Raw genomic sequence first — 20,067 nt, forward strand, 5'->3', positions numbered from 1 at the left:
CGATCAGGCCGCGCGCGGCCAGCGCATCGAGGAGCAGCTTGAGGCGGCGGTTGGGCGAGGCGTCGTCCACCACGAGCACGCGCACGCTTTCGCTCTTGGCCGCCACCGCCGCGCGCAGGCAATCCTGCGTCGCCTCGAAATCCTCGAAAACGGGAACGAGGATGGTGATGGGACGCCGCGCGGGAACGAGGTCGGGTGCTCGGCCTTCAAGTGGCGAGACCGCCGCGCTCGAACGCGGCCAGAGCGCGCCAGATGTCAGCGGCTCCGTTTCGCCGGGCAGTCCGAGCGTCCAGCGATGGACATCACACGACAGTGCAAGGTCGATGAAGGTGCCGCGCGCGCCGGGCGGAGCCAAAGGGAAGTCCGGCTGCGCCGCCAACGTGCGTTCGCCCGACCCTTCCAGCGACAGCTCGACCGAGGCGGCATTGCCCGCCCAGATCAACCAGCCCGTCAGCCGCCGATCCATCACGTCGAGACGCGCCAGCGCGGGGCGGCCGGAGGCCAGGAGCCGCGCGACGCTCAAACGCAGGAGGTCATGCGCCTGGACGGTCTGGACGAGGAGGTCGCAGGGATCCGGCATCTCGGCCCCGCCTGCGCTCAGTTGCAGCGCGGCGCGTGCCACCACGGGATCACCGGGATCGCCGGTCAACGCCCGGCTGAGATCGGCCACCGCCTCGGTCTTCTCGCCCATGCGCCAGAGCGACAGGGCGCGCAGCGCGAGCGACGGGGCGGGCGGCGGAGACGACAGGCGACAGGCCCGATCCGCCAGGAGGAACGCGTCTTCAGGCCGGCCCGCCGCCAGAAGCCGCGTCGCGCCCAGCACCAGCGCGTCCCCATGGCCGGGCGTGCCCGCCAGAAGGGCGGGGCCGGATAGATCGAGGGGGGCCATGATGGAAGCAGGCTGCGACATGCCCGGCATTATGCCCGGCTTCTCTTTCCGAAGCCTGATGATGCGCGCTGGCATGTGCGCGCCGTTTTCGATCAGGCGACCTGAATTCTTCTACGGTTGCTCCTTTCCCATCGCACGCTTGGTTCGTTGTGATGGCAAGTTGGCCCTCGAAGACCCTACATCCACCAGTCAGCGTTCATGCTTTGCTTTCCCTGTTTCGCGGTTTGCCTTGCTTTGCGCGCTCAGCCGGCGGCATCCTGACTGACCAGAAGCCCCGGCGGAGCTGCGTCCATGAGCGAGAGAGACGACAACGAACCCGGTAGCTCCGGCCAGAACGCGGGCGCGGGCGCAGGGGCCGGCGCGGCTTCGGCTTCGGCTTCGGCAGCCGCCGCCGGCGCGACGCTCGTTGCGGCAGGCTCCATGGCCACCACGGCCGGCATCGGTCTCACCGCCTCGTCCGGCCCGGCTTCGGCCGCGAGCGGCAAATCCTCAACCGGCTCGGGGTCCGACGGCGGCAAGGGCAACGGGACGAGCGACACGTCCGGATCGCAGGATTCCCAGAGCGGGATCGATAGTTCCTCCAGCCATATGGGTCAGGCGGGCCCCGCCGCGCAGGCCGCCGGCGTCAAGGCCGCAGCCGCTTCCGCCAGCGCGGGATCTGGCGGCGCGCCTGCGGCCGGCGGCATGGCGGGGGGCGCGATGCGCTCCGGGGCGTCGTCATCGAGTCGATCCGAGGGGCGCTCGGAAGGCGGTGGTGGCGGCGAAGGCGCGGGAGCCGCTGGCGGTGACGCTGGAGCGGCCGCGGCTTCCTCGGCAGATGGCGGCGGCGGTTCGGGGGACGGCACATCGGGCGGCGGTGGCGATGGCAAGTCATCGTCCGGTAGCTCCAGCAGCGACGCGGCCAACGAGGCGGCGACGGATGCCACCAGTGGCAATTCCACCGATAGCGGTTCGGGTGCGTCGCAGACTTCGGCCAACGGGACGTCCTCCAGCGGCGACGCTTCGGCGGGGTCTTCCACATCGTCGGGCACCGCGGGCGGCGACAAATCCGGCATCGGCTCCAATGGGCTCGGAACCAATGCCGATCCGCTCGGCACTCCGGCCTCGCCGGTTTGTTTCCGGCCGGGAACCCGGATCGCGACACCGCAAGGACCGCGCCTGATCGAGAGCCTGCAGCCCGGCGATCTCGTGCGGACGGTGGACGGCGCGAGCCTGCCCGTGCTCTGGATCGGCCGGCAAAGACTGCGGGCCGACGCGGGCGACTGGCTGAAGGTCCACCCCATCCGCATTCGCGCGGGCGCGCTCGGCCCCCATGGCCCGGAGCGCGATCTTTATGTCTCGCCCGACCACGCGCTGGCGCTGGATGGGCTCCTGATCCATGCGGGTGCCTTGGTGGATGGCCACGCGATCACGCGCCAGAGCGATCTGCCGGTGCTGATCGATTATCTCCACATCGAGCTGGAGCGCCACGCGCTGGTTCTGGCCGAGGGCGCGCCGGCCGAGACCTTCGTGGACAATCCCGAGCGCCTCGGCTTCGACAATGCGCATGAGCGCGATGCGGCCCTTGCCGGTCGCCTGCCTGCCGCCGAGATGGACTGGCCGCGCGTCAAGGCCGCACGCCAGATTCCGATGGCTCTGCGCCGCCGCCTGTCGCTCTGGGCGGCCGCCCTCGAAGTCGAGGACAGGCCGCGTCAGGCGGCCTGAGGCGCTTTCGCCGACGAGCGCGCGCGGCCGAACGCCGTGCGGCTCCAATGCCGCTCGGTGGATTTATAGGCCGTCAGGCAATGGATCGCGGCAAAGCGCGACAGCGTGTGGCGGCTGACCACCCGGAGATCGGAGACCTCTGCAGGCCGGCTCGCCATAAGATGAGCGGCGGCGCGCGACAGAAGACCCGGCCCGGTGGACAGCCAGAGAATGTCCCCATCGCCCCGGTTCACCGCCCGGCAGGCGAGGTCCAGAGCCAGCGCGAGTAGCGGATGGCCTGGTACGGCGGCGATCCAATTGTTGCCGAGCGAACCCAGGTCTTCCTGATAGGCGACGAAACCGGCCGGCCCCGACAGGAGGGGGGCGATGGGACGCAGGCATCGATCGTCCGCGTCGACATAGATGCCGCCTTCGTCGAGGAGCAGCGCGAGGCGGAAGAGATCGGCCTTCATCGCGGGCTCGCGCGCACGGCGGAAGGCGGAGAGCGCGTCGGCGAAGCCATGGTCGCTTAAGAAGGCTTCGGCCTCGCCTCCGCTCCAGAGCCGATAGCGGAAGCCCTCGTTGATCGACCGCCAAGTGTCGCCATAGGCTTTCACGTCATCGGGCGGATCGCCGTCATCCCAGAACTGGTGCAATCGGCGCGGGATCGGGCCAGATGCCTCGTCGCTCGCCACGTCGCTCAGCATCGGATGCACGCCCTGCCGGCGCAGTTCGATCAGCCATTGCAGCGCCGCGATCGTGCTGTCGGGGTAAGCCAGAACCGAGGCGCGCAGGGCCTCCAAACGAGCCTCGGGTTCGGCCAGGGCGCACGCGCTCCGAAGGTCGGCCAGCGCCTCGCCGTCCATGCGGAAATCGTCATGAAGCTGGCCATAATGGCTTTGCGAGGCATTGGCCGACTTGCCCTTGAGGCGGCTGCTCGCTGCTTCCAGCCGGGCAAGGTCTTTCAGATGATGCCCGGCGCGCTCGACATCGAGCCCCAGAAGCGCAGCATGGATCAGCCGGTTTCGCACCCAGCCATCACCCGGCATATGCCGGAGCGCCACCTCGCCTTCGCGCATGGCCGCATCGAAATCCCAGCGCGCGGACTGGAGCATCGAGCGCACGAAAGCAAGGCGCCCGGCCTCGGTGCGCCCACCCGCCGGCGGATCGGCAAGGCTGGCCTCCACCGTATCGAGAGCCCCCGCCTCGATGTGCGCGATGGTGCGCTGCTGCCAAAGGGCGGCATGGTGGGGATGTCGGCGTCGCCCCTCCTCCAGCGCGGCCTCGGCCTCCTCCAGGCGACCGGTTTGGCGCAAAAGATCAGCCCGCAGCGCGGCGCTTTCCGGGCGCGGCGCGAAGCGGCGATCGATCTCCGCAAGCCGCGCCAGCGCGCCGGGCAGATCGCCCAGAAGCGCCCGCGCACGCGCCGCGCCAAGCCAAGCGCCGAGCCGCGCGGGGTCGAGAGCGAGCGCTTGTTCGAACAAGCGGAGCGCGCCGGCCACATCGTCCGCGATCAAGGCCCGGCGCGCCTGCGCCTCCCGCAGGGCGGGGTGGTCCGGCGTTGCGAGCGCCAGCCGGGCAAGGGCGGCGTCGGCGCGCGCGTTCTCGCCGGCGCGCAGCCAGTCGGCTTCGGCTTCCGCCAGGGCTTCCGCTCGGTCGGGAAAGCGATGAGCCACCGTCTCGAAGGCTTCGGCCGCGTCCCCCCAGCGCCCTTCGGCGCGCAGGATCAGCGCTTGCCCCATATCGGCCTCGGCGCGGCGCGGCGAGGTCGCGGGGACGCGGGCGAGCCAGTCGCGCGCCTGCGGAAAGTCGCTTGTGTCGCGGCATAGCGAGGCCGCCTCAATCTGCGCCTGACCCTCCATGGGCTCGGTTTCGGCTGCCGCGCGCAGGAGATCATGCGCCTTGTCTGGCCGCCCCTCCGACCGCGCGATGGCGGCAAGGCCGATCAACGCCCAGGAAAAGCCCGGCCGTCGCTCCAGCGCCTCGCGGTAGAGGGCGGCAGCTTTCGCGTGTTGCCCCTCCGCCCGCCGGTCGTCGCCCAGAAGCAGAAGCGTGCGCGGATGCGCGGGGTCGAGTCCCCGAGCGCGCTCCAGCAGCGCGCGGGCCGCCTCGGGGCCGTCGCGGCGCAGGCGCAGGCGATGAAGTTCCAGCAACGCCTCTACCGGGGGCGCGGCGTCCGCGCAGAGGGCTTCCAGTTGGCGGGTGGCCTCGCCGGCCTCGCCGCGTGCGCGCAGCGCCATGATCCATTCGAGCCGCAGAGGGCCGTCATCGGGCGCGAGCGCCAGCGCCGCCTTCAAATGCGCATAGGCCATCTCACGGTCGCCTCGCTCGCGCGCGGCGCGGGCCAGCGCGCGCAGCAGGTTGGCGCTCGCGGGATGGCGTGACAGGAAACGCGCCAGAACCGTTTCGGCCTCCGCCGGCTGCCCGGCGCGGCACAGAAGATCGGCGAGCGCGAGGGCTAGCGCCTCGTTGCCGGGAGACAAGGCGAGTGCCCGATCCAGACCATCGCGCGCCGCCGCCATGGCGGCCGGCGTCTTGGCGAGCCGCGCGCGTTCCAGGGCGGCCGGGGCGAAGCCGGGGCGCTCGCGGGTCAAACGATCCAGCGCCGCTTCGGCCTTTTTGGTCTCGCCCAGCATCGCGGCTTGGCGCGCCGCGTCGAGCGCGAACCAGGGATCGGCCGGTTGCAGAAGGCTCGCGGCCTGAAACGAGATGAGGGCCTCGTCGCCCGCTCCTTTCTCGCGCGCGATTTCGCCCAGCCCGCGCAGCGAATGCGCGAGCGGCGTCGTGCGCAGGAGATCGCGCAACATGGCTTCCGCCACATCGATCCGGCCGAGCACGCGCAGGCTGGACGCCGCATCATGCAGGTTCCAGAGGTCGCGCGGGTCGCGCCGGGCCGCCTCGCGAAAGGCGGCGAGCGCCGCTTCGTGATCGCCTTTGGCGCGATGCGTCAGCGCCAGCGTCCGGCAAGCGGGCGCGAAGGCGGGATGCTCGCGGGCCATGGCGGAGGCGAGAGCGTCGGCCTCCATCAACTCGCCCAGTGCCAGATGTGCCAGCGCGATGTCGTTGCGGGTCCAGAGATCGGCGGGGCGCAAGTCAGCGGCGCGAGCGAACGCTTCCAGCGCTTCATGATGCCGCCCGGCCGCACTTGCCGCGAGAGCTCTGGCTCGCAACTCGTCGAAGGTCGGGGCGGCGGTCTCGCTCATGGCTCTGTCGAAGGGCTCTGCTGGGGGATCGAACCCCATCATGCCGCGCGAAAGGTTGAAACCTTCTGATCGAGCCGGCATCCGCAACGGGAACGGACGGAACGGCTTCACCCATTGATCTGCCAGCGTCAGTGCCGACCGTCGGCGGGAACCGCCGTGCTGGCGCGAGGGATGGAGCGCCGTCGATGCGACGCGTGGGCTGGCGCAAGCGATGCCGCCGCAAGATGGGGGAGGGCGAGCGGATCGGCAGGGCGCAATCTGGGAGACGCAAAGATACGTTCAAATATTCGTGACGTTATACACCGTGTCGGAGAAGCGGAGCTGTTCGACATGCGAGACGGTCGCCGTATAGCCATCGGAGAAGGAGACGACGGTCGAGTGATCGCCCTCCGTGATATGAGCGTCCGAGAAATGGCGGTCCTGAAAGTTCACCACATCGTTGCCTGCCCCGCCGTCCAGCGTGTCGTGCCCGACGCCGTAATGGACGATCTGGAAATAGTCCGATCCGTCGCCGCCCATCACGCTGTCGCCGACACCATAGGCCATCAGGTAGTCGTCGCCCGCCCCGCCCGAGAGCGTCGCGTGGCCGCCGGTGGAGCCGATGATCGAATCATTGCCGTCTCCGCCCACGGCATAGCCGCCCGGTGCGTCATGCAGCATGATCGTGTCGTCGCCCGCTCCGCCCAGAATGGTGGAGTGTTCGCCGTAACTGTCGACCCGCATCGCGTGCTGCGACCCCGAACCGTCCACCGTATCGAAGGCCCCGTGGGCGCTGATCGTGTCGCCATTGGCGTAGACCATCGTGTGGTCGCCGTGGACTTCGATCGAGGCATGGCCGCCGTAGAGCGTATCGGCCTCGCCGGTGGAGCGGATCGTGTCGCCCCCGCCGCCCGCGTGAATCTCGGTATGGCCATGCGCCCCGCCCTGGAGATAGGAGCCGTCCGTGCCGGACCAGAGCGTGTCCATGCCATCGCCGCCCAGAAGCGTGTCATGGCCCGCGCCGCCATAGAGCGCGTGATTGCCGCCCGCGCTTCCGCCCGACAGGCTGTCATCGCCCGCCCCGCCATAGATCGTGGCGTCGCTCGAACCGGCTGTGATCGTGTCCGCCCCGTCCGCGCCGAAGACCGTGTCGTTGCCGAGGCCCGTCAGATGCACCGAGCCGCTGTCCGACAGGATGACGGACACGCCATGTCCGCCGTCGTCCACCGCGACGTCATGCGTGGGCGCGGACGTGACGATGATGGCCGCGTCGCCCGGATCGGCCGTGACGCTGTCCGTTCCGATCGTCTGGATCGCGATGTCATGCGTCCCCGACAGGCCGAGGCCGGACAGAACGTGGTCGATGTGATCGAGCGCTCCCTGCGACAGAGAGTGCAGAGCGTCCGATTCGGAGCTGCTATATATCTCGGCCATGGGGTGCGCTTCGGAGAACCGTCAGCTGAGCCTTTCGTTCTAGAGATGAAGAGCGGGCATTAGGCCGCGCCGATTTCGGGCGTGTCGCGTCGGAACACGCGCAGCCGGTTGCCCGGCCGGTTGTCCTGCTGACCAAGCAGACCGGTGGCGCGCGCGTCCTGCGAGCCGAGCGCCATGTCCAGCTTGAGGCCGACCAGCGGATCGAGCGGTGTGGGGCCGGTGAATTCGACCTCGCGGCCGGAGCGCGATACGGGCGAGCCGCCGAGAAACAGAGCTTCGCCGCGCAAGACGAGATCGGCGGGGGCGGCGTCGGTCAGGCGCAGGCGCAGGCCGATCAGCGGCAGCGCCTTGCCGCGCGAGCCCGCATAGGTGCCGGCCGCGATCCAGTTCGACCAGCCGCCCGTGCGCCCGCCGGTCGCCACCTGATATTCGACCGGGCAATCGGCGCCGACGCCGCGAATTTCGAGGCCTTCGACGCGGCCGGGCAATGCGGGGCCGCACAGCCACTCGCCGCGCGCGGCCGACAGATCGCCCCGCAGCGAAACATGAGCGCGGATCAGAAATTCCGTTGCGCCACTGGCCAGCGGCGCGCGCTGACGTCCGGCCGGAGCGGCGACGGACAGGCGCGGGGCCTCGATTCGCGTCAGCTCCAGCGCGGCCTGAAGGCTGCCATTCTCCTCGCCGGCGCGAATGGTGAGATGCAGGGTTCCGTCCTGTTCGGCCAGAACCACGAGCCCCTTGCCGGGCTCGGCCAGAACACCGAACTCCTCGCCGGGAGCGGATACGAGAAACAGACCTTCCGAAGCGGCTTCCACGCAGGCAACGGGCGGAACCGACAGGCCCAGCGCATAGGCGGGGTCGAAGCGATACACGAGCGAATGCAGCCCGCGCGTCACCTTCACAACTGCCTTGCGCTCCCGTTCGCTCATCTCCGCCGCCTCTTCACGCCTGTGATCCTGAAAGGACCTGATCACGGTTACAATGCGGGCGATAAAATAACTGCACCTTTCCAGCGAGACCTTTCATAAAAACAGTCTCAACAAAGCCTTGTATTGCAACTCGTTATTGTTAAAATTCTCTAATATCTACGGATTATTGACTGTAAGCGTGCGGCCGATGCTCGGCAGGGCCGTCAGTCGCGTCGACGCCGCTTGCCGCTATCGGGACTGTACCGACGATGTCGGCCTGTAACTTGAGTTTGCAATCCGACATCGTGATCTGCGGTAATGTATACGGAAGCGTAAGAACCTTGGAGTAATTTGAGGCATTATCGACAGGCGAGACGTGGCTGAGATGATCAGGGGCAGTATAGAATCCGTTACCGGTGATACCATCCAAGGGTGGATCTTCTCCGAAGACGGTCGTATTCGCGACCGCACCATTCTCGCCTTCCGGGACGATGTTTGTATCGGTGCCGGAAAAGTGAACATGTTCCGCGCCGATCTGGCCGATGCGGGCATCGGCGACGGTCATCTGGGCTTCAGCTTTCCGATCTCCGTCGCGCCGGGTACGGAAGGCTCGGTCTTCATCAAGCTGGAAGGCAGCGACGCGGTGCTGCTCCAGGCCGGGGCGTCGATCGCAACGCCCGATCAGGTCGATACCCGTCTCGACCGCGCCGAGGTGCGCAAGCGTCTCGCCGGGCTGAAATGGGCGCTCAAGCACGGGCGTCTGCCGCAGTCGGATTTCGACTTCCTGCGCATTCTCTGGTCCTTTGGGGCCTATGAGCGCGGCCTCGCGCGCCGGGTGCCGGGCGAAGAAACGCTGGTTGTGGACAAGCCGCTCGCCGTCGCCACACAGCTCATGGAAAGCTATCTCGGCCTCGACGCCCAGCTCGAAGAGGTCCAGCTCGCAACAGGTGAGGCGCTTCAGGCGGAACTGCGCCGTCTCGCCGCCCAGTCCGACGCCGTGCCGCTTCTGGCACTCTATTCCACCGATCGCGCGCGGTTGCGCGTGATGGAGGGCACGCATGTGTCGGCAGCTCCCGGCGAAACCGCGCCGCAGGGCACCATGGCCGATTACGCGCTGACCCATGAAAACCTCGTGGTGATCGACATTCGCGCCTCGGCCGAACTCGTGGTGCCGCCGGGTGGCCGCGTGCTCGCGATCTCGGCCGTGCCGGCGATCTCGTGACGTCTTGAAGCGGAACGGACGAGCATTCTCTCGCTCGTTCCGCCACGACGGCCTGTCCGTCTCATACGCCCCGTGAAAGCCGACCGGGCTTTCGCACGAAAATGCTCTAGTCCGCCGGGGCCGGCCTTGCCGCTGGCCCGTCCTTCTGGAACGCCATGCTGACCCTTGCGCCCCCCCTCTTTGCCTCGCCGGAGCTGTCGCCCTCGCTGGGCGGCGCGTGGCGTGGGCGGATCGATCGGTTCGATCCCAATGGGGGTATCGAGGGATGGGCGGTGGCCATCGACAGCCCGGCCGCGTCCCTTGAGCTGGAGCTGACGGTCGGGGGCGATGTCCTGGCGCTCGGCGCCACGGGCCTCCCCCGGCCCGACATCGACATGCACCTCACCGGCAGCGCCCGGTCGGGCTTTCGCTTCGATCCGTCCGTGTTCGGCCGCCTCGCCAAACTGGCGAGCCACCGGCGGGACCGGCAGGTCGGCGTGCGCGTGGCGGGCACGGACATCACGCTCCTGCCGCCCTCTGGCCGCGCGCCGACCGTTAGCGAACTCGTGTCCCTCTGGCGGGACGCCATCCTTTCCGATCTCGGCAGGCGCGAAGCGCCGCTTCCCAAGGGCGAGCGGCTTCTGGCGCAGCTGCGGGCGCTCCGGCTGGAGGCCGAGCCGCTGCGCGAGCGTGCGCTGCGCCCTTTGTCCGACGGCGAAATCGGGCAGATCGATCTCGTTCATCTCTCCTCCGAGGGGCAGGTCTGGTTCATCGGCTGGACCAAGCGCGGCGTGGAAACGGAGTTTCCCGCGCTAATCGCCGACCGGCTGAAGTTTCCAGCCGGCATCGCCATCGCGCCCTATGAGCGCTCCGATCTTTCGGCCAATTGCGTCGGCGTCGTCGGCCTGATGGAAACCGGCTGGACGCCGCCCTCGCAGTTCAAGGACGGGTTCGTCTATGCCGGGCGCAACGGGCAGTTCCATCTGCGCCTGACGCCTCAGACCCGCCTCGTGCGCGCCGAAGCCTTCACCGCCGCCTATGCCCAGCTTCAGCCGGCGCTTGTGGGCGGGCAGGGCGATGCGATGGGCGCGGTTCTCGCCTCCGTTGCCAACTGGCTGCCCGGCGCGGCCTCGGCCGGCGGAACCTTCGTGGAAGGCGGCGTCGATCGCCTCCTGCTGATCCCCGGTTTCGGCGCGCTGGCCGAGGGCTGGGCCGTCAGCCCCGCCAAGCGCGTCGAGACCTTTCATCTGAAAATCGGCGACACGGTGCTGACCGCCGACGAGCCCTCGACCTCGTTCCGTCCGCGCGCCGATCTCCAGGCCGTCTTCGGCGCTGCGCCGTCCATCACCGCCCGCGCCGGCTTTGCCGCGATCTTCCGCGGGGCCTTGCCAGTCGGCGCAGCCTCGACGCCGCTTCTGCGCGTCGTTCTGGAGGATGGAACCTCGGCGGTGCTGCGGGTCGATGCGAAAGCCCCGCGCCGCGTCGATCTGGTCTCGGATGGCGACGAGGTTCTTTCGCTGTTTCCCTCGCTGCGCTTCGAGCCTTCCTATCCCGCGCTTCTCTCGGCGGTTCAGACGACGCTGCGCGCCGAATGGCGCGAGCCCATGGTTCTATCGCTCGCTCCGGCCGAGCGTGTCGTCGTGATCCGCCTGCCCGGCGAGGAGGCGAGCCTGCGTCTTGTTTTCGACCGCGCGGCCCGCTCGCTGCGCGATCTGCCAGAGGGCGTGGGTCTGGCCTTCGTGGCCGATACCGGACGCCTGCGGGCCGAGGCGCTGTTGCGCTTCGAGGAACTGCGCGAGCGCGCCCGCGCGCCGCTGTCGCTCTTCGCCGTCGCTCATCCCGACGAGATCGTGGCCGAACTCCCCTGGCTGCTCGCGCGGCTCGGCGCGGGCCGTTTCGTGCATGTCGGCCGAGGGCTGGTGCTGACGAATGAGGGTTGGGCCGGGGCGATCCGCAGCCTGGAGCGGCGCGGCCATTTTCTCGATCGGTTCGAGATCGTCGATGACGAAGGCCGGCCGGACCGGGTGGACGGCTCGCTTAATGCCGCATGCTTTGGCTGGAGCGCGCCAGCCCTCATCGAATGGAGTCGCACGGCCCCGCGATTCCTGCGCGGCACGCATGGCACGGGCGCTTTGCCCGATCACGCCGCTTTCGACCGGATCGTGCCCGGCGGAGCCATCCGGCTGGAGCGGCCTCGCGCCTCGCGTCTGGCCGATCTCATCGACGGCGACGTGTTGAAGGGGGCGGCGCGATGAAGCTCGGTTCGATGCGCCATATGGGTTTCGATCAGGCGCTTCTGCCCAAGCGCATGGCGATCGTCTCCCACAGCCATCCCTCGCTGTCCAAGGGCGGCGCGGAAATCTCGGCCTATGCGCTGTATCGCGGCCTGCGCGAGATCGGCATCGACGCCATCTATATCGGGGCCTGCGCCGAAAGCGACCGGGGCAAGCTGGCGCTCGGCAGCGACAGCGAGTTCGCGCTGTTTCGCGATGCCGCGCGCTACGACCATTTCTATCATCTCGCGCCACTCGGCGTGGAAGACAATCTTCTGGCGATCCTTGCCGAGCAGCGGATCGGCCTCGTCAATTTCCATCATTTCTACAATATCGGGCTGAACACGCTGCGCGCCGCGCAGCGCCTGCCCGAGATGCTGACCTTCCTGACGATCCACGAATTCCTCGCCATCTGCCACAATCACGGGCAGATGGTGACGCGCCCCGCGCAAATCCTCTGCGAGCGCGCGCGGGCCGAAGACTGCCTGTCCTGCTTCCCCGGCGAAAGCCGCAGCCGCTTCGCCCTGCGCAAGGAAACGATGCTGGACGGGTTCGGGGCCTTCGACGGGTTCGTCTCGCCGAGCCGCTTTCTGGCCGAGCGCTTCATCGAATGGGGCTTGGGCGCGGACCGCACGACCGTGATCGAAAACGGTCTCCTGAGCCCGCCGGAAGCCGCGCGCGACGAGCGCGGGGAGGGAGCCTGGGTCTTCGGCTTCTTCGGCCAGATCACGCCGTTCAAGGGTGTCGACGTCATCCTGGACGCGGCCGATCTGATCGCGAAGGACGCTGAACTCGCCCGCAAGGTGCGCCTGCGCATCCATGGCAATCTCGTCGGCCAGTCGCAGGGTTTCACCGAGCGCTTCGAGGCGGCGCTGAAGGCCTATCCGTTCCTGACCTATGCCGGGGCCTACAACAACGCCTCCGTGCACCGGCTCATGTCGGAATGCGACTATCTCGTCATTCCCAGCAAATGGTGGGAAAACTCGCCCGTCGTCATTCAGGAAGCCTATTCGGTCGGCCTGCCGGTGATCTGCACCGGCATCGGCGGCATGGCCGAGAAGGTGCCGGACGGCGTGTCGGGCCTGCATTTCCGCCTGGGCGACGCCAGCGATCTTCTGCGCGCGATCAAGCTCGGGGCCGACCGGCGCAATCACGAGACGCTGCGCCGGGGCATTCCCCATGTCACGAGCGCACGCGATATGGCCGAGCGTTACCTTGCCTTCTTCGCCACCATGGCGGCCACGCGCCTCGTGGAGGCGCGATGATCCAGGGTCATATCGACTTCGTGTCGCGCGCGCGCGTCGAGGGCTGGGTCGCCAGCCGCGACATTCCCATGCGCGGCCAGCGCGTTCTGGCCTTCGTGGACGAGACCTGCGTCGGCGGTGGCTTGGTGGATGTCTTCCGGCAGGATCTGGCCGATGCGGGGCTGGGCGACGGGTTCGTGGGCTTTCGCATCCCCGTCGCGCTGGAGCCCTGGCACGATGCGCGCCTCCTGGACATCAGACTGGAGGGCAGCGCCTTTCTGCTGAAGCAGGGGCGCGCGTGTCTGGCGGCGCGCGAGAGCGTCGGCGAAGACCGCCGGCGACAGGGTCGTGACGCGGAATCCTTGTCTTGGATGCTCTCGCGCGGCTGGATCGACCAGCTCCAATATGACGCGCTGCGCCTGCTCGGGCAGCTCGGCGTTCACACGCAGATTCTGCCGCCCGCCTTCTCGCATCTGGAGCCGCGTCGGCGCTGCGACGAGGCGGCGCTGATCGCGGCCGGCCTTCTGGAACTTCATCTGCTTCAACCCATGGCGCTGGAAATCCGCGAGAATCGTTCGATCGAGGATCTCGCGGCGATCCGGGCCGAACTGCGCGAGACATTCCCCGCCGCGCCGCCCGTGATCGGCCTCTGGTCGCCGCGTCGCGGCATCGTGGCGATCGAGGAGGGCGGGCATCACGGCGTTCTGGCAGATGGCGCCAGCCCGATCGAGCACGGGTTCGGCGATCGCGAGCTTCTGATTCTCAATCTCGACACCGCCCCGTCGCTGCCGCGTGGCGGCGGGGCCGATCGCTTCATCGCCTTCGTGCCCTGCCGGCCGGAGGCTTGAGCCATGTTGGCCGAGGCGCCCCGTCCCCTGACCAGCGAGATGATGGCGCTGCGCATCTTCTCGCCCTTCGCCTATCCGCTGCCGCGCATGGCGCGTATCGTGCCGGTCGTGATGGGCGAGGCGGATCGGCTGTCGGCGAGCTTCCCACTCGTCTGGCGGCGCACGGCGACCGGGGCCGAACTGGTCGTGCTGCGAACGCTGATGGAGGACGGGACGGGTTTTGCGCCCGGCATGGCGCGCGCGCTGGCGCTGCTGCCGCTGCTTCTGCAAGCCTATCCGCTGACCCTTCGCCCCGATGGCGGTGCTGACGCCGCGCCCGGTCCTCGCCTGATGATCGATACGGCCGTCGCGGACGAGCCGAGCGATGCCGGCGCGCCGATCGCGACCGTCGAAGGGCGCATGTCGCGCGGGGCGGAGCTGCGCATCCGCGCGCTCCAGCTGTTCGAGCGCGATCTGGCGCGCACGCGAGACCTTTCCAACGCCTTGGCGCGGCGCGGCCTGCTGGAGCCCTGGCCGCTTGCCTTCGATCTCGGAGGCGGTCGGCGCTGCGATATCCAGGGTCTTCTCGTCGTCCCACCCGCGTCCTTCGACACGCCGGCCTTCGGGCCGGTGATGGAAGAGTTCGGCGTGGCGGCGGCCAAGCTTATCGGCCTGCATCGCCTGTCGCTGTTTCGCACCGGCCAGCTTCTCGCCATGGCGCGCGCCGCCTCGGCCAAGGTGGTCGCGGCATGAGCGGCGCGCTTCCGCTGGCAGGCTTCGCGGCGCAGCGCTTCGCCGCGCCGCGCGACTTCCGGCTGGCGACGCGCGGCGGATGGGTCGGCGTCAACGACACCGAATATCTTCTGACCGCCCATCACCTGCCGCTGGTCGTCCGGCTGGAGAATGGCGAGCCGGTTCTGTGCGCGCTTGTCGCCTCGTCCGATCTGCCCAAGCCGGCAATGGACGCGGACGGGCGCTGGCTGCTCGGCTATCTCCCGATCGCGCTGCGCACCTATCCTTTCGTCCTGTCGGGGCGGGAGGCGGCAAGGCCGCTCGACGAACTCGACATTCTGCCCCATCCCGGCGTGATCGGTGCGCAAGGGGCGGCGATCTGCGCGGACGCGGCCACCGGCCAGCTCGGGCCCGAACTGACGGCCATCCGCAACACGCTGCACATGACGCGCACGGGCAAGGCGCGGCTTACGCGCGCGCTCGATCTCCTGCGCATTGCCGGCATCCTCGTTCCGCTGGCCGGCGAGAGCGGGGAGCCGCGCGAAGACTGGACGGTGGACCCCGCCGCCTTCATGGCACTCGGCCACGCCGCCGCCGCCTCGCTCGTGCACCAGTCCTTTCTGCCGCTGGATCTGGCGAGCGCGCTTCTCTTTTCGCGCCGGCACTTGCGGCCCGAGCGCCTGCCCAAGCCCGAGCCGCGCACGGAGCTGACCGCCCGCGCCCCGGCCGCGATCGTCAGCGATCCGACCGATTTTATGCTGGCGAGCCTCGAAGCCATGGATTTCGCGCTGGATGCGAGCGACCTGTTCGATCTCGGCGACGCGGTTCTGGGCCCGGAATTCGCGCCGCCGGCGCCCGAGGACGACGACGAGGAGATGGCGGCATGAACGCGCCGTTCTCCATGGCGGACCTCGCCGCCGGGCCGTTTGACGCGCCGCGCCAGGTGCTGAATGTCGGCTGCGGCCCGGCCCATCCCGGCAAGCTCCACCCCGCCTTCCGGGGCCTCGGCTGGCGCGAAGTGCGGCTCGACATCGAGCCGCTGGTGCAACCCGATATCGTCGCCAGCATCGTGAACATGCGCGGCGCGGTGGCGGATGCGAGCTTCGACGCGCTCTGGTCCTCGCACAATCTGGAGCATCTCCACGCCCATGACGTGCCGCGCGCGATGGCCGAGTTCGCCCGCGTTCTGCGGCCGGACGGGTTCGCGCTCGTGACCTGCCCCGATGTGGAGGCGGTCGCGCGCTTCATTCTGGACCATGGGATCGACGAGGTGGCCTATTGCTCGGCGGCCGGGCCGGTCACGCCGATCGACATGCTCTGGGGCCACGGCGCGTCGATCGAGGCCGGCTTCGGCTTCATGGCCCATCGTACGGGCTTCACGCTGGCGAGCCTTGCGCGGCAGGTTCTGGCGGGCGGCTTTGCCGAGGTGCGCATGTCGCGCAGCCGCTACGCGTTGTGGGCGCTCTGTCTCATGCCGGGTTGCCGGCTCGATGCGCTGCGCGCCGATTTCGCCGAGACCGAGCAGGCCGAGCTTCTGGGACCTGAGGAGGAGGAGGAAGGCGGGGTCGGCTTCGGCCCGGCATGAAGATCCTCTTCGTTCACAACAATTTCCCGGCCCAGTTTCGCCATCTCGCCGAATATCTGGCGGCGGACGAGGCGCACAGCGTCCATGCGATCGGCGCCGAGCACGCGCGCACCGTTCGCGGTGTCACGCTGCATCGCTATTCCATGGCATCCCTCGGCCCCGGCGCGGCCCATCCCTTCGCGCGGCGCTTCGATGTGGAGTCGCGCCGCGCCGAGCAGGTCCTGTATGTCGCGACCATGCTTCTCTCGCAGGGGTTCACGCCCGATATCGTGGTCGTCCATAGCGGCTGGGGCGAGGCGCTGCCGCTGCGAAGCGTCTTTCCCGGCGCGCGCATCGTCGTCTACTGCGAATATTTCTACCGGACCGAGGGCGCGGACGTGAACTTCGACCCGGAATTTCCCGCGCTCGGGCTCGACGGCGCGGTGGCGCTCCAGGCGCGCAACGCCATGACCCTTCTCGCGCTGGCCGACGCCGATCTGGCGCTGACGCCGACGCCCTGGCAGCGCTCGACCTTTCCGCCCGAACTCGCCAGCCGCATCCGCGTTGCGCATGAAGGGATCGACACCGACCATGTGCGGCCCCGGCTCAACGCCCGCTGCCGGCTGGAAGACGGCCGGGTGCTGACGCGCGAGGACGAGGTGATCAGTTTCGTCAATCGCAATCTCGAACCGCTGCGCGGCTATCACATTCTCATGCGCGCGCTGCCCAAAGTGCTGGCCGAGCGGCCGAAGGCGCATGTCGTGATCGTCGGCGGCTTCGGCGTGTCCTACGGGCCGCGCCCGCCGGGGGGCCAGACCTGGCACCAGATCTTTCTGGACGAGGTGGCCGGTGGGCTGGACCTGAAGCGCGTCCATTTTCTGGGCCATCTTCCTTACGAGGACTATCTCTCGGTTCTCGCCGTGTCACGCGCCCACGCCTATCTGACCTATCCCTTCGTTCTCTCCTGGTCCTGCCTCGAAGCCATGGCGACGGGCTGCGTCGTGGTGGCCTCCGACACGCCGCCGGTGCGCGACGTCATCGACGGGTCGAACGGACTTCTCGTGCCCTTCCATTCCCCCGATGCGCTGGCGGAAGCCCTTCTGTCGGTCCTACGCACGCCCGAGCGCTATGCGGCATTGGGGCGCAGCGCACGCGAGACGATCCGCGCGCGCTTCGACCTGCGCCGCGTCGCGCTGCCCCGGCTGGTTCGGCTGGTGACGGGCGACTCCGCGCCGCCTGCGCGCCCTGACGCGGGCGAGCCGCAGCCCGGCCAATGGCCCGGCGGCTGACCAATTTCGATAAAAGCCGAGAGCGTCTAACAACACCTCCGGGGTCGGTTGGCCGGCCCTTTTCGTCAACCACTTCGTCGCGAATGCTCCCCGATGCTGACCTAGCATCGACTGTGCTTCGCTCCGCGTGGACTGATGAAAATCCCTCGCCCACCCTCCGCCCGGAGGTTTTGTTAGACGCTCTTAATCTCTTTTCGGCATGTTTGGGCCCGACGAAAAGGGCGCCGGTGCCCTCAGGTGGACGACATGCGCGCAGCCCTTGTGAAGTATTCCGGACGGCGACTGAATAATCACAAGGCCGTTTGGTTCGACGTTCCCTTCAAGGACACACTCGAAACCTACTACAACACGGGCGATATTTGCGTCTATGACTCCACCCTGCGCGTTGTGGACTATACGGAAGGCCATCTCCTCAATATCGACGAGCCGGTGACGGACGCCGAGCTGAAGCGGCTGAAGGAGAATTGCGACTTCATCCTGCTGCGCGGCTCCAACTATATCCATGAGGAAATGGACTGGGGTCATTTCCGCTCCTGGATCGAAGCGCTGGATATGCCCGTCCTGTGCATCGGCGTCGGCGCGCAGGCCGAGCAGGAGCGCCCTATCATCCTGCCGACCGAGGGCCGGCGCGTCTGGCAGGCGATCGCCGAACGCACGCCCATGATCGGCGTTCGCGGCGCCTTCAGCGCCGAGACGCTGCATCGCAACGGCATCCACAATCTCGAAATCGTCGGCTGCCCCTCGATCTTCCGCTCGCTCGACCGCACCATGACGCTGCGCCACCGGCCGGACGGCCCCAAGCGCGTCACCTTCAGCCTGCGGCGCGAGGTCGGCTCGACCTATGCGGTCGATCCTATCAAGTTCGCGCTGACGCAGAAGCGCATGATCGCCAAGCTCGCGCTCGTGTCCGACCTGTTCCTGTCCTGCCATGGCGAGCCGGAGGAAAAGGCGTTCTTCTTCAAGGCCCCTCGGCACATGGAAGCGGCCGCCGCCAAGCTCGTGGCGGAAGGCTGGTTCGACGAGACGACAGGCCAGGTGATGCGCGATCTCTACGAGCGCCGGCTCTATTATGTCGGCGCGCCCGATGATTACGATCTTTACGCACAGCAGTTCGATGCCGCGCTCGGATACCGTGTCCACGCCGTGCTTCCGGCGGTGGCGGTGGGTGTACCCGGTGTTCTCTTTTCCTACGACACGCGCTCGCGCGAACTCGCCGAGACCTTCGACCTGCCGATCTACTCGCCCGAGGAGTTCGAGCGCCAGACGCTGAAGGACGCCGTCGATCCCTCGCGCTTCGAACGCTTCCAGTCGCTCTTTGCCGAGCGCTATGACCGCATGAAGAACTTCATCGAGAAGAACGGCGTGCGCTCGCGGATGTAGGGTCGATCCGCACCCGCTTCAGAACGATGTCGCGATCGGGCGTCACGGTGCAGCCGTCCGTGTCGGCGCGCACGAAGGTCAGAGCCGGATGGTCGCCGACAGTGCCAAAGTTTCGGTCGGTGCTGTCCGGGTCGATCAGCGCGGGATAGGAGATCGCGTCGGAGGCGTCGCAGGAGCCGAAAAGCGGCGCTTCCATCAGGAGCGCCGGCCCGGCCCAATGGACGAGATCGGGGCTAGTGGCGACGTAGACGCCGGTGCGCTCGCGCCCATCCGACCCTTTCGCGCGGCCGCGCATGGTGGCGATGAACGTGCCGCTCGCCTCGTGCCGCGTCAGGCTGGTGACCGGCCAGCGCAGGACATCGGGCGCAACGGGATCGCAAAGATGGTGCTCAGGCTGGATCGGCCCCGCATAGGGATCGGCGAGCGCCGTATCGAACGCGCTCCCGCGCCACACGCGCCAGGCGCTCGGGTCTTCCAGCGTGGGCGTGCGCAGGAGGCAATTGCCGCTCCGCTGGGGCTCCGGCGCGACCACATTCGCCATCGCATAGAAGGCCCCGTTCCAGGCGAGAATATTCGTCGGCTCGAAATAGCCGGCATGGTGGCCGCGGGTTTCCTCCGCGCGAAAGGGCAGGGCGGCGATGAGCCGGGGCTGCGTCGGCTGGAAGTGAAGCCCGCCATCCTGCGACACCGCGCCCGTCAGGCTGTTGTACCAGCAGGCCGATTCCTCGCCCTTGCGGCAGGGCGCGCCGAAACGCTCGCCATGATACTCGTTGTGAACGATCGCGAAGACCCGTTTGCCATCGGGCGAATAGGTCGCGCCGATCCAGCTCTGGTTGTCGAAACTCGCGGGGTCGGCGCTGCCCGCGCCCTCGAAGGCGACCGCGCAGCCATGGCGCAGCGAAAAGAGATCGGGCCCCGCCAGCCAGCGTCCGCGATAGTGACTTTGCATCACATGAACCAGCCCATCCACTCCGCGAAAGGCGCGGGTTGGCGTGTCGGGAATGTCCCAGGTCTCGCAGGCCTCGGCCGCGTGGCGAAACAGGATGTGCTCCCCCTCCTCGACGCGCATCGACAGGCTTGGCTCGCCGGCCGCCGCCGGCAGGGCCAGACAGGTCGACACGAGGGCCGCGCCGATCCGGTGCCCGGCCCGCCGGCGAGACGAGGGAGAGGGCTGGCTCATCGGAGGCATCCTGATTCCATGCCCATGCGGGATCGTTCCTCTGGCTGACGATCAGCTTGGTCCGACCGATCATACGTCCTTAAAACTACCTTCAGACTCCTTTGAGACAATGAGGAGATGGCCGCTAACGGGCTGAAAAGCTTAACCGCTGAAAAGCTTATGGGCCAGAAGCTCACGGGCTGAAAAGCTGAACGGCTGCAGGAAACGAGAAGACGCACGCGGCGCACGATGCTGCGGCAGGAGGAGAGCCGGTCGATGCGCATCCGGCGGCGGAGCAGCGG

Annotated in this window: 16 protein-coding genes; 10 read left to right on the plus strand and 6 right to left on the minus strand. The window is 68.3% G+C overall.

Annotated features, from left to right (window positions below; translation table 11 throughout):
• A partial coding sequence (locus NS365_RS19555) for a hypothetical protein (RefSeq protein ID WP_206612153.1) occupies positions 1 to 910 on the minus strand: 910 nt, incomplete at its 3' end.
• Between the two features lie 270 nt (positions 911 to 1,180).
• On the opposite strand from NS365_RS19555, the gene NS365_RS19560 reads away from it, so the two are divergent.
• The gene (locus NS365_RS19560; protein ID WP_058601987.1) at positions 1,181 to 2,593 is read left to right on the plus strand and encodes a Hint domain-containing protein; all 1,413 of its coding nucleotides are present in this window, start codon (positions 1,181 to 1,183) and stop codon (positions 2,591 to 2,593) included.
• Here the strand turns inward: NS365_RS19560 and NS365_RS19565 are convergent.
• From NS365_RS19565 to NS365_RS24220, 4 genes are all read right to left on the minus strand, one after another.
• A complete protein-coding gene (locus NS365_RS19565) occupies positions 2,581 to 5,775 on the minus strand; it encodes a tetratricopeptide repeat protein (protein WP_058601988.1) in 3,195 nt (1,064 codons plus the stop codon). The genes NS365_RS19560 and NS365_RS19565 overlap by 13 nt on opposite strands.
• Before the next feature lie 279 nt (positions 5,776 to 6,054).
• Positions 6,055 to 7,188: a calcium-binding protein gene (locus NS365_RS19570; protein WP_058601989.1), complete on the minus strand. Its 1,134-nt coding sequence runs from the start codon at positions 7,186 to 7,188 to the stop codon at positions 6,055 to 6,057.
• Positions 7,189 to 7,247: 59 nt separating this feature from the next.
• The gene (locus NS365_RS19575; RefSeq protein WP_058601990.1) at positions 7,248 to 8,117 is read right to left on the minus strand and encodes a hypothetical protein; all 870 of its coding nucleotides are present in this window, start codon (positions 8,115 to 8,117) and stop codon (positions 7,248 to 7,250) included.
• Between the two features lie 163 nt (positions 8,118 to 8,280).
• Positions 8,281 to 8,661: a hypothetical protein gene (locus tag NS365_RS24220; protein WP_153003865.1), complete on the minus strand. Its 381-nt coding sequence runs from the start codon at positions 8,659 to 8,661 to the stop codon at positions 8,281 to 8,283.
• On the opposite strand from NS365_RS24220, the gene NS365_RS19580 reads away from it, so the two are divergent.
• The 9 genes from NS365_RS19580 (at position 8,617) to NS365_RS19620 (ending at position 18,606) form a co-directional block, all read left to right on the plus strand.
• Positions 8,617 to 9,318 (plus strand): hypothetical protein, encoded by a 702-nt coding sequence (locus NS365_RS19580; protein ID WP_058601991.1) that lies wholly within the window; start codon positions 8,617 to 8,619, stop codon positions 9,316 to 9,318. The two genes, NS365_RS24220 and NS365_RS19580, sit on opposite strands and share 45 nt — an antisense overlap.
• A 155-nt stretch (positions 9,319 to 9,473) precedes the next feature.
• Positions 9,474 to 11,552 (plus strand): hypothetical protein, encoded by a 2,079-nt coding sequence (locus tag NS365_RS19585; protein ID WP_058601992.1) that lies wholly within the window; start codon positions 9,474 to 9,476, stop codon positions 11,550 to 11,552.
• Positions 11,549 to 12,835, plus strand: coding sequence for a glycosyltransferase (locus NS365_RS19590; protein WP_058601993.1), 1,287 nt, complete (start codon positions 11,549 to 11,551; stop codon positions 12,833 to 12,835). Before NS365_RS19585 ends, NS365_RS19590 begins: the two co-directional genes overlap by 4 nt.
• Complete coding sequence (locus NS365_RS19595) at positions 12,832 to 13,662, plus strand: hypothetical protein (RefSeq protein ID WP_058601994.1); 831 nt, start codon at positions 12,832 to 12,834, stop codon at positions 13,660 to 13,662. The genes NS365_RS19590 and NS365_RS19595 overlap by 4 nt, the downstream gene beginning before the upstream one ends.
• 3 nt (positions 13,663 to 13,665) lie before the next feature.
• On the plus strand, positions 13,666 to 14,394 hold the full coding sequence (locus tag NS365_RS19600) for a SapC family protein (RefSeq protein ID WP_058601995.1): 729 nt from the start codon (positions 13,666 to 13,668) through the stop codon (positions 14,392 to 14,394).
• Positions 14,391 to 15,260, plus strand: a complete 870-nt coding sequence (locus NS365_RS19605; protein ID WP_058601996.1) for a SapC family protein — start codon at positions 14,391 to 14,393, stop codon at positions 15,258 to 15,260. Before NS365_RS19600 ends, NS365_RS19605 begins: the two co-directional genes overlap by 4 nt.
• Positions 15,257 to 15,958, plus strand: a complete 702-nt coding sequence (locus NS365_RS19610; protein WP_058601997.1) for a class I SAM-dependent methyltransferase — start codon at positions 15,257 to 15,259, stop codon at positions 15,956 to 15,958. The genes NS365_RS19605 and NS365_RS19610 overlap by 4 nt, the downstream gene beginning before the upstream one ends.
• Positions 15,955 to 17,226 (plus strand): glycosyltransferase, encoded by a 1,272-nt coding sequence (locus NS365_RS19615; protein WP_058601998.1) that lies wholly within the window; start codon positions 15,955 to 15,957, stop codon positions 17,224 to 17,226. Before NS365_RS19610 ends, NS365_RS19615 begins: the two co-directional genes overlap by 4 nt.
• A gap of 246 nt (positions 17,227 to 17,472) precedes the next feature.
• Positions 17,473 to 18,606, plus strand: a complete 1,134-nt coding sequence (locus tag NS365_RS19620) for a polysaccharide pyruvyl transferase family protein (protein ID WP_058601999.1) — start codon at positions 17,473 to 17,475, stop codon at positions 18,604 to 18,606.
• On the opposite strand, the gene NS365_RS19625 is transcribed toward NS365_RS19620, so the two are convergent.
• Positions 18,572 to 19,786, minus strand: a complete 1,215-nt coding sequence (locus NS365_RS19625) for a hypothetical protein (RefSeq protein ID WP_058602000.1) — start codon at positions 19,784 to 19,786, stop codon at positions 18,572 to 18,574. The genes NS365_RS19620 and NS365_RS19625 overlap by 35 nt on opposite strands.
• Positions 19,787 to 20,067: the final 281 nt, after the last annotated feature.

Source organism: Aureimonas ureilytica, assembly GCF_001475935.1.
GTDB classification, from domain to species: Bacteria; Pseudomonadota; Alphaproteobacteria; order Rhizobiales; family Rhizobiaceae; genus Aureimonas; species Aureimonas ureilytica_A.

Excerpts from the sequence above, each read along its gene's own strand:
- NS365_RS19560 (WP_058601987.1), top strand. The coding sequence starts at position 1,181 with ATGAGCGAGAGAGACGACAACGAACCCGGTAGCTCCGGCCAGAACGCG.
- NS365_RS19585 (WP_058601992.1), top strand. The coding sequence starts at position 9,474 with ATGCTGACCCTTGCGCCCCCCCTCTTTGCCTCGCCGGAGCTGTCGCCC.
- NS365_RS19605 (WP_058601996.1), top strand. The coding sequence starts at position 14,391 with ATGAGCGGCGCGCTTCCGCTGGCAGGCTTCGCGGCGCAGCGCTTCGCC.
- NS365_RS19625 (WP_058602000.1), bottom strand. The coding sequence starts at position 19,786 with ATGAGCCAGCCCTCTCCCTCGTCTCGCCGGCGGGCCGGGCACCGGATC.
- NS365_RS19600 (WP_058601995.1), top strand. The coding sequence starts at position 13,666 with ATGTTGGCCGAGGCGCCCCGTCCCCTGACCAGCGAGATGATGGCGCTG.
- NS365_RS19570 (WP_058601989.1), bottom strand. The coding sequence starts at position 7,188 with ATGGCCGAGATATATAGCAGCTCCGAATCGGACGCTCTGCACTCTCTG.
- NS365_RS19595 (WP_058601994.1), top strand. The coding sequence starts at position 12,832 with ATGATCCAGGGTCATATCGACTTCGTGTCGCGCGCGCGCGTCGAGGGC.
- NS365_RS19615 (WP_058601998.1), top strand. The coding sequence starts at position 15,955 with ATGAAGATCCTCTTCGTTCACAACAATTTCCCGGCCCAGTTTCGCCAT.
- NS365_RS19580 (WP_058601991.1), top strand. The coding sequence starts at position 8,617 with ATGTTCCGCGCCGATCTGGCCGATGCGGGCATCGGCGACGGTCATCTG.
- NS365_RS19575 (WP_058601990.1), bottom strand. The coding sequence starts at position 8,117 with ATGAGCGAACGGGAGCGCAAGGCAGTTGTGAAGGTGACGCGCGGGCTG.
- NS365_RS19565 (WP_058601988.1), bottom strand. The coding sequence starts at position 5,775 with ATGAGCGAGACCGCCGCCCCGACCTTCGACGAGTTGCGAGCCAGAGCT.
- NS365_RS19590 (WP_058601993.1), top strand. The coding sequence starts at position 11,549 with ATGAAGCTCGGTTCGATGCGCCATATGGGTTTCGATCAGGCGCTTCTG.
- NS365_RS24220 (WP_153003865.1), bottom strand. The coding sequence starts at position 8,661 with ATGACCGTCGCCGATGCCCGCATCGGCCAGATCGGCGCGGAACATGTT.
- NS365_RS19610 (WP_058601997.1), top strand. The coding sequence starts at position 15,257 with ATGAACGCGCCGTTCTCCATGGCGGACCTCGCCGCCGGGCCGTTTGAC.
- NS365_RS19620 (WP_058601999.1), top strand. The coding sequence starts at position 17,473 with ATGCGCGCAGCCCTTGTGAAGTATTCCGGACGGCGACTGAATAATCAC.